The sequence below is a fragment of the Nonomuraea recticatena genome (assembly GCF_039533245.1).
Taxonomy (GTDB): domain Bacteria; phylum Actinomycetota; class Actinomycetes; order Streptosporangiales; family Streptosporangiaceae; genus Nonomuraea; species Nonomuraea roseola.
In genome coordinates this window covers 1-1,208 of the sequence record NZ_BAAATE010000114.1, presented here as the reverse complement: position 1 = coordinate 1,208, position 1,208 = coordinate 1, and the positions used below count along the sequence as shown (strand labels likewise).

Genomic DNA, 1,208 nt, shown 5'->3' with positions numbered 1-1,208 from the left:
AGTGAGGGTCATCAGGTCACCTGCTGGATCCGCAGGAACGACCGCGCCTCAAGCGTGACCGCAGTGGCGTTCGCGAAGTTCTGCGCCCACTGCACGTTCATGATTCCACCGGCCGCTTCGGTGACCAGGACGCCTTCCTCGATGATCGACACGGCCGTCGTAGTGGTCCCGTAGGAGACCGCTGTCGGCCACGCGTGCACCGAGATCCGCATCGTGTCCGTCGTCGAGGTGACCGCAGCGGCCGGGCCCACGTTGTGGCGGCGCCCCTGCGTACCTGCAGGCACCGAGTAGCCGAGCCGCAGCTTCGCCGCCGTCGGGCCGGTCACCGAGAAGCAGGCCAGCACCAGGTACATCGAGAACGGTTCGACGGGGAGGAACAGTTCGTCGTCGAGCTGGTCGACCGCCGAGTTCACGACCGATTCCGCGACGGTCTTCCACGCGTACTGTGGTTTGCCCACGTTGTAGCCGTGGGCGGTGAGCACGTCGCCGGCGAGCAGCGGCATCGCTTTGACCGTCACTTCACACCACCCTGTACGCGCTCATCCAGGAGCCCCGTTCGACTCGTGTGTCTCCGACCGTCGCGACTGCCTGGGACCACGTGAGGGTGAGGTTTCCGGCGGTGCCGCTCGTGGACAGCCAGATCTCCTCGCGAATCGCGGAGGGCTCGGTCCCGTCGGTGCCGTAGGACAGGCTCGTGGTGAGTGGCGCCGACCTGAACTGGATCGGCACGTTGCGGACCGTGGTGGTCGCTGTTGAGGGGCCGTGGGTGAACCGTGTCCCGGCCGCGCCGGCGGGTGCGGTCCACTGCTGCTTCCAGTCCGCGGCGGTCGGCCCGGAGACGATGAAGACCGCAGACACGTGGTAGTTCGTGTTCGCCGCCAACGGAAGCACCAGGTGGAGGTCGGTGACGTTCGTCGCGGAGTTGTTCACGGTCTGGTTCCCGGTTTTCACCGCCGACAGCAGCTCCCGGTCGTCCAGGAGGGACTTCGTGATGACGTCGCCGGGTTTCAGGGCCCGGTAGTAGAACGTCATCTCACAGCCCCAGGTAGTTCGGCTGGAAGAGCCCGACCGGCGCGCCGGCCGCCTGGGCTTTGACGACCGTGTTGACCGAACGGGTGACGGAAATCGCCTGCGGGTGGGTGGTCGCGTCGGTGTCGAACTGGACGGACACCGGCAACGTGTTGGTGTTCCCCGACGTCAAGGCCGTG

At 66.7% G+C, this 1,208-nt stretch carries 2 protein-coding genes; both read right to left on the bottom strand.

Annotation, left to right across the window (positions count from 1 at the left end):
• Positions 1-11: 11 nt before the first annotated feature.
• A complete protein-coding gene (locus ABFX50_RS50595; RefSeq protein WP_310283857.1) occupies positions 12-518 on the bottom strand; it encodes a hypothetical protein in 507 nt (168 codons plus the stop codon).
• Between the two features lies 1 nt (position 519).
• Entirely contained in the window at positions 520-1,032 is a 513-nt protein-coding gene (locus ABFX50_RS50590) for a hypothetical protein (protein WP_310283855.1), read from the bottom strand.
• Positions 1,033-1,208: the final 176 nt, after the last annotated feature.